Genomic DNA, 6940 nt, shown 5'->3' with positions numbered 1-6940 from the left:
CCCTCGGTCCCTCCTCCTCTCAGCCCTGACCGGCAGGTGCTCGGCCCCTTCACCCGTCCCCTCGGTCCCTGCCTCCCCCGCTGTTCCCGCAGGCCCGCAAGCCGCTCCCCCTTCGTCGTCGTGGCCCGTGGACCCCGGCTCCGCCGGATTCGGGATCGTGCGGGAGAATGGGGTACGTGACTCGGATCGTGATCATCGGTGGCGGACCCGGCGGCTATGAGGCGGCGCTGGTGGCCGCGCAGCTCGGTGCGGAGGTGACCGTCGTGGACTGCGACGGTCTGGGCGGGGCGTCGGTGCTGACCGACTGCGTGCCGTCGAAGACGCTCATCGCGACCGCCGAGGTGATGACCACCTTCGACTCGTCGTACGAGGAGCTGGGCATCATCGTCGCCGACGACACCCCCTACATCGACACGCCCGCGCGTGTCGTCGGGGTGGACCTCGGCAAGGTCAACCGGCGTGTGAAGCGGCTCGCGCTGGCGCAGTCGCATGACATCACCGCCTCCGTGACTCGCGCCGGCGCGCGGGTCATGCGCGGGCGCGGGCGGCTGGAGGGCCAGCAGGATCTGGACGGGTCGCGCAAGGTCGTCGTCAAGGCTGCGGACGGGTCCGAGGAGACCCTGGTCGCCGACGCCGTCCTCATCGCCACCGGCGGCCACCCGCGTGAGCTGCCCGACGCGCAGCCCGACGGGGAGCGGATCCTCAACTGGACGCAGGTGTACGACCTCGACGAGCTGCCCGAAGAGCTGATCGTGGTCGGGTCCGGTGTGACGGGCGCCGAGTTCGCCGGTGCCTACCAGGCGCTCGGCTCACGCGTCACCCTCGTGTCCAGCCGTGACCGCGTGCTGCCGGGCGAGGACCCCGACGCCGCCGCCGTCCTGGAGGACGTGTTCCGGCGGCGCGGCATGAACGTCATGGCGCGCTCCCGTGCCGAGTCCGCCAAGCGGGTCGGCGACCGCGTCGAGGTGACCCTCGCGGACGGGCGCGTCATCAGCGGCACCCACTGCCTGATGGCCGTCGGCGCCATCCCGAACAGCGCCGGCATGGGCCTGGAGGAGGCCGGGGTCAAGCTCAAGGACTCCGGGCACATCTGGACCGACAAGGTCTCGCGGACCTCGGCCCCCGGTGTGTACGCCGCCGGTGACGTCACCGGCGTGTTCGCCCTCGCCTCCGTGGCCGCCATGCAGGGCCGTATCGCCATGTACCACTTCCTCGGCGACGCGGTGGCCCCGCTGAACCTGAAGACCGTGTCCTCCAACGTCTTCACCGACCCCGAGATCGCCACCGTCGGCTACACCCAGGCCGACCTCGACGCCGGGATCATCGACGCCGTCGGAGTGAAGCTGCCGCTGCTGCGCAACCCGCGCGCGAAGATGCAGGGCATCCGCGACGGCTTCGTCAAGATCTTCTGTCGGCCGGGCACCGGCATCGTCGTCGGCGGCGTCGTGGTCTCCCCGCGCGCCTCGGAACTGATTCACCCCATCTCGATCGCGGTCGACAACAACCTGACCGTCGAACAGATCGCGAAGGCGTTCACCGTGTACCCGTCCCTGTCGGGCTCGATCGCCGAGGTCGCCCGCCAGCTCCACACCCGCAAGGCGGGCGGCGCCGTCTGACGAGGTCAGAGGGCGGTAGGAGGGCGGGTCCGGGCCGGTCGGCGGTCCGGGCCCGTTGCGTTTACGTCCCGGATGGCCCCTATATCACTCCTCGCCCCAGGGTGCGAACAACTTCTGTTATTCGGCGCAAACTGCTGAAAGCAGATGGTCGTTGGCGTTACTGTCAGTTTCGTGTTCGCTGCAGAACGTCGCCAATTGATCCTCGAAATGGTGCGGGCCAACGGAGCCGTGTCGCTCCGTGAGCTCGCCCGCGTCGTCCAGACCTCCGAAGTGACCGTACGGCGGGACGTGCGCGCTCTGGAGGCAGAAGGACTCCTCGACCGCCGGCACGGCGGTGCGGTATTGCCGGGCGGGTTCACGCGGGAGTCCGGCTTTCCGCAGAAGTCTCATCTCGCGACCGCCGAGAAGACGGCCATCGCCGACCTCGCCGCGAGCCTCGTCGAAGAGGGCGAGGCCATCGTGGTCGGGGCGGGGACCACCACGCAGGAGCTGGCACGCCGGCTCGCGCGGGTCCCCGGGCTGACCGTCGTCACCAACTCCCTTTTGGTGGCGCAGGCGTTGGCCCACGCCAACCGTGTGGAAGTCGTGATGACCGGTGGCACCCTGCGCGGTTCCAACTACGCCCTGGTCGGCTCCGGCGCCGAGCAGTCCCTCCAGGGGCTGCGTGTCTCCAAGGCCTTCCTCTCCGGGAGCGGACTGACCGCCGAGCGCGGCCTGTCCACGTCCAACATGCTGTCGGCGTCGGTCGACCGGGCGCTGGTCCAGGCCGCCGCCGAGGTCGTGGTCCTCGCCGACCACACCAAACTGGGCACCGACACGATGTTCCAGACGGTGCCGACCGATGTGATCACCCGACTGGTCACCGACGATCCGCCGGGTCACGACGATCGCGCGGTCCCCGAGTTGCAGGCCCTGGCCGATCAGGGCGTGCAGATCTCCGTGGCCGGGGCGTCGGGCGGCGGTGGCACAGGCGGCGATCCCGTACCGGCACGCCAGTCCCGCCGGGACATGCCGCTCCCGGGCCCCCGCCGGAACCAGGTCCACGGCACCGCGCCCCAGTTGCGCACCGCCACGGTGCTGGGGGAGCAGCCGCCGACCGGTGAGCGGGAGAGGGAGCGAGCGGCCCGCGTGGCGGACCTGCGCCGCCGATGAACACGGCGGCGGCGACGCCCCGGGCAGGCCCCGAGGACGCGAGCGCCGCCCCCGTCCACCGCCGGTTCGCCATGGCCACGGGCTGCCGCTTCACCACGGCGCGGGACCGCCCGTTGGCCGCGCGGTTCGGGGCCGCCGTCCACCATGGTCCGGCGTCACCGGTTCGCCGTGGTTCCGGCCGCCGGTCACTACGGTTTCGGCCCGCCGGTCACTACGGTTTCGGCCCGCCGGTCACTACGGTTTCGGGCCGACCGGGTCACTACAGCTGGGATCGCCCCGTTCGCCGCGCGGTTCGGGTGCCGTCGGTTCACCACGGCCACGGGGAACCGGTTCACCACTCCTCCGGCCGGCCGTTCGCCGCGCGGTTCGGGTGCCGTCGGTTCACCACGGCCACGGGGAACCGGTTCACCACTCCTCCGGCCGGCCGTTCGCCGCGCGGTTCGGGTGCCGTCGGTTCACCGCGGTCACGGGCAGCCGCCTCACCACCGCTCCGGCCTGCCGTTCGCCGCGTGGTCCCGGCCCGATGGGCCACTACGGCCACGGGCAGCTGCCTCACCACCGCTCCGGCCTGCCGTTCGCGCCGCGTGGTTCCGGCCCGACGGGCCACCACGGCCTTGGGCCGCCCGTTCGCCACGGTCGCGGACCGTCGGCCCGCCGGGCCATCACGTCTCGGGCCGAGCGGTTCACCACCGCCTCGGTCCGCCCATTTCGCTACGGCTTCAGGCCGCGCAGCGTCAGGGTCAGTAGGCGGTCGGCCAGTTCCGGGTCGTCCGGGGTTTCCTCGGCCGCCAGCGCGATCGCGTGGGTGAGCTGGAGCAGATCGCCGATCGACACGTCGTCCCGTACGGCGTGAGCCCGCTGCGCCCGCGTCAGGAGGGCGGTGCCCGCCTCGCGGATCGGGGCGCAGCACCGGGCCAGGTCCGAGGCGTCCTCCTCGATGCGGGAGTCCGCGTACGACACCGTCATCAAGGCCTTCGCCAGACCCCGGTATTCACTCGCGCGAGTGATGACGTCACGCAGCCAGCTGACCAGCGCGGCGCACGGCTCGGGCGCGTCGAGCCGCTCCCGGGCCCGGGCCAGCAGCTCCTGCACCGCGTCCTCGAAGACCGCGCCCAGGAGGGCCTGCCGGTTCGGGAAGTGGCGGTACAGCGTGCCGATCCCGACGTCCGCGCGGCGGGCGATGTCCTCCAGCGAGGCGGTCGTGCCATGGGCCGCGAAGGCGAGGCGGGCCGCCGTGAGGAGGCGCTCGTGGTTGCGGCGGGCGTCGGCCCGCATCGGGCGGGCGCCCGCCGGGGGCCGGGTCGTAGGCGGCCGCGCTCCTGCCGGGGGCCCGGCCGGGGTGGTGCTCACCGTGGCCTCACCTGCTCTCCTCGCTGGGGTCTCCTCAGCCTAGGTCGCTCGGGCGGCCGGGTGAGTTGTCGCGGGGACGAGACGACCCCCGCGGCCCTGACAGCCGCGGGGGTCGTCTCGTCGTACCGGTGCTCAGTCCTTGATCTCGCAGATCGCCGCGCCCGACGTGATGGAGGCGCCGACCTCCGCGCTCAGGCCCTTGACCGTGCCGGAGCGGTGGGCGTTGAGGGGCTGCTCCATCTTCATGGCCTCCAGGACCACGATGAGGTCGCCCTCCTTGACCTCCTGGCCCTCCTCGACGGCGACCTTCACGATCGTGCCCTGCATCGGGGAGGCGAGGGTGTCGCCGGACGCCGCGGGGCCCGACTTCTTCGCCGCGCGGCGCTTGGGCTTGGCGCCCGCGGCCAGGCCGGTGCGGGCCAGGGTCATACCGAGAGCGGCGGGGAGGGAGACCTCCAGGCGCTTGCCGCCGACCTCGACGACGATCGTCTCGCGGTCCGTCTCGTCCTCGGGCTCGGCGGTGTCCGCGGGAGCCGCGAACGGCTTGATCTCGTTGACGAACTCCGTCTCGATCCAGCGGGTGTGGACCGTGAACGGGTCGGTCGAGCCGGTGAGCTCGGGAGCGAACGCCGGGTCCTTCACCACCGCGCGGTGGAACGGGATGGCCGTGGCCATGCCCTCGACCTGGAACTCCTCCAGGGCACGCGCGGCGCGCTGTAGGGCCTGCTGCCGGGTGGCGCCGGTGACGATCAGCTTGGCGAGGAGGGAGTCCCAGGCCGGGCCGATGACGCTGCCGGACTCCACACCCGCGTCCAGACGGACACCGGGGCCGGACGGCGGGGTGAACGTGGTGACCGTGCCGGGGGCCGGGAGGAAGTTGCGGCCCGGGTCCTCGCCGTTGATGCGGAACTCGAACGAATGACCGCGCATCGGCGGGTCGTCGTAGCCCAGCTCCTCGCCGTCGGCGATCCGGAACATCTCACGGACCAGGTCGATGCCGGTGACCTCCTCGGTGACCGGGTGCTCGACCTGGAGGCGGGTGTTGACCTCCAGGAAGGAGATCGTGCCGTCCACGCCGACGAGGAACTCCACCGTGCCGGCGCCGACGTAACCGGCCTCCTTCAGGATGGCCTTCGACGCGCGGTACAGCTCCGCGTTCTGCTCCTCGGAGAGGAACGGCGCCGGGGCCTCCTCGACCAGCTTCTGGTGGCGGCGCTGGAGCGAGCAGTCACGGGTCGAGACGACGACCACGTTGCCGTGCTTGTCCGCCAGGCACTGGGTCTCGACGTGTCGCGGCTTGTCCAGGTAGCGCTCCACGAAGCACTCGCCGCGACCGAACGCCGCGACCGCCTCACGGACCGCCGAGTCGTACAGCTCGGGGACCTCTTCGAGGGTGCGGGCCACCTTCAGACCGCGACCGCCGCCGCCGAACGCCGCCTTGATGGCGATGGGCAGACCGTGCTCCTCGGCGAACGCCACGACCTCGTCGGCGCCCGACACCGGGTCCGGGGTGCCCGCGACCAGCGGGGCGCCCGCGCGCTGGGCGATGTGACGGGCCGCCACCTTGTCGCCGAGGTCGCGGATCGCCTGCGGCGGCGGGCCGATCCAGATCAGGCCCGCGTCCAGCACCGCCTGGGCGAACTCCGCGTTCTCCGAGAGGAAGCCGTAGCCCGGATGGATCGCGTCCGCTCCGGAGTCCTTGGCGGCCTGGAGCACCTTGGAGATGTCCAGGTAGCTGGTGGCGGGGGTGTCACCGCCCAGGGCGAACGCCTCGTCCGCGGCACGCACATGCAGTGCGTCCCGGTCCGGATCCGCGTACACGGCCACGCTCGCGATCCCGGCGTCCCGGCACGCCCGGGCGACGCGGACAGCGATTTCGCCTCGGTTGGCGATCAACACCTTGCGCACGATGGCTCCCTCTCCTTGAAACAAGCCGAGTTTAGGGACTGCCGACACGGCGTTTCGACCCGTCCTCAATGGTGACCTTGCCCACACGGAGCGTGAATCGAGGCTCGCTCGACCGGCGAAATCCCTTGTCGTACCGCATCACGCAGGACTCCACCCGAAAACCCTAGCCCTCTACTGTGGTCAAGGTCTCTGTGCGGCCGCGCTGCGGCAAGTTGGGTTTCTTTGTGGAATCCCTACTAATGGCCCAACGATTCTTTGCTCTCGTGAGAACCCTTGTCCCCGGGTTTACCCGTTAGTAGCGTTCGCGATGTCTCGAACACGTACGTGGGGTGACGATGCCCCGGCGGGAACGGCGCGGCAGGGAAAGTGGGTGGGTGGCGGTGATCCGCAGACCGGTGGCGGTGGTCACGGCGATCGTGCTGTTCGCGGAGGGGCTGGGGATCGCCCTGCTCCAGTGGTTCCTCGGCACCGTCGTCGACCGGCAGAAGATGTCCCTCGCCGGGCTCGACCCCGACGCGATGTCCCTGTCCTCGAAGGCCGGGGGTGTCGTCTTCGGGCTCTACTTCGCGTTCTGCGGGTTCGTCGCGCTGCTCGTCGCGGTACGCGACCGGCCCGCCGCCGGGCTCGGGCGTGTCGTGCTCATCAGCGCGGCCGTGGTGCACGGACTGCTCGGCGCGCTCACGGTGGGGCTGGTCGGGTGGGGCGCGTTCGTCTTCATGATGGTGGTGCTGGCGCTCGTGGTGCTCACCCTGATGACCTACGACCGCAAGGCGGGCGCCGGGCAGCCGGGCCCGGACGAGGAGGGCGCGCCGGCCGCGCCCGTCGCGCCGCCGGCCGCCGGAGCGTCCTGAGCCGCCGCTGGGCCCTTCCGATGGGTCTCCGTGGGCGACGCCGCGGAGATCCGTCAGAAGGGC

General features: G+C 71.6%; 5 protein-coding genes. 3 read left to right on the top strand and 2 right to left on the bottom strand.

The genetic code is table 11. The features are described 5' to 3' along the window. Positions 1-167 precede the first annotated feature (167 nt). Complete coding sequence (locus SMA5143A_RS15275; RefSeq protein ID WP_107463463.1) at positions 168-1616, top strand: NAD(P)H-quinone dehydrogenase; 1449 nt, start codon at positions 168-170, stop codon at positions 1614-1616. Positions 1617-1760: 144 nt separating this feature from the next. Next, positions 1761-2768: a DeoR/GlpR family DNA-binding transcription regulator gene (locus SMA5143A_RS15270; protein ID WP_107463462.1), complete on the top strand. Its 1008-nt coding sequence runs from the start codon at positions 1761-1763 to the stop codon at positions 2766-2768. Positions 2769-3479: 711 nt separating this feature from the next. On the opposite strand, the gene SMA5143A_RS15265 is transcribed toward SMA5143A_RS15270, so the two are convergent. Both SMA5143A_RS15265 and SMA5143A_RS15260 read right to left on the bottom strand, forming a co-directional pair. Beyond that, positions 3480-4043: a TetR/AcrR family transcriptional regulator gene (locus SMA5143A_RS15265; protein ID WP_107463461.1), complete on the bottom strand. Its 564-nt coding sequence runs from the start codon at positions 4041-4043 to the stop codon at positions 3480-3482. A gap of 207 nt (positions 4044-4250) precedes the next feature. Then, positions 4251-6026 (bottom strand): acetyl/propionyl/methylcrotonyl-CoA carboxylase subunit alpha, encoded by a 1776-nt coding sequence (locus SMA5143A_RS15260; protein ID WP_107463460.1) that lies wholly within the window; start codon positions 6024-6026, stop codon positions 4251-4253. Between the two features lie 380 nt (positions 6027-6406). On the opposite strand from SMA5143A_RS15260, the gene SMA5143A_RS15255 reads away from it, so the two are divergent. Further along, entirely contained in the window at positions 6407-6877 is a 471-nt protein-coding gene (locus SMA5143A_RS15255; protein WP_258193537.1) for a hypothetical protein, read from the top strand. Positions 6878-6940: the final 63 nt, after the last annotated feature.

It is taken from the genome of Streptomyces sp. MA5143a (genome assembly GCF_900290235.1).
Taxonomy (GTDB): domain Bacteria; phylum Actinomycetota; class Actinomycetes; order Streptomycetales; family Streptomycetaceae; genus Streptomyces.
The sequence above is the reverse complement of the archived record's forward strand: the minus strand, read 5'-3'. Positions and strand labels throughout refer to the sequence as shown.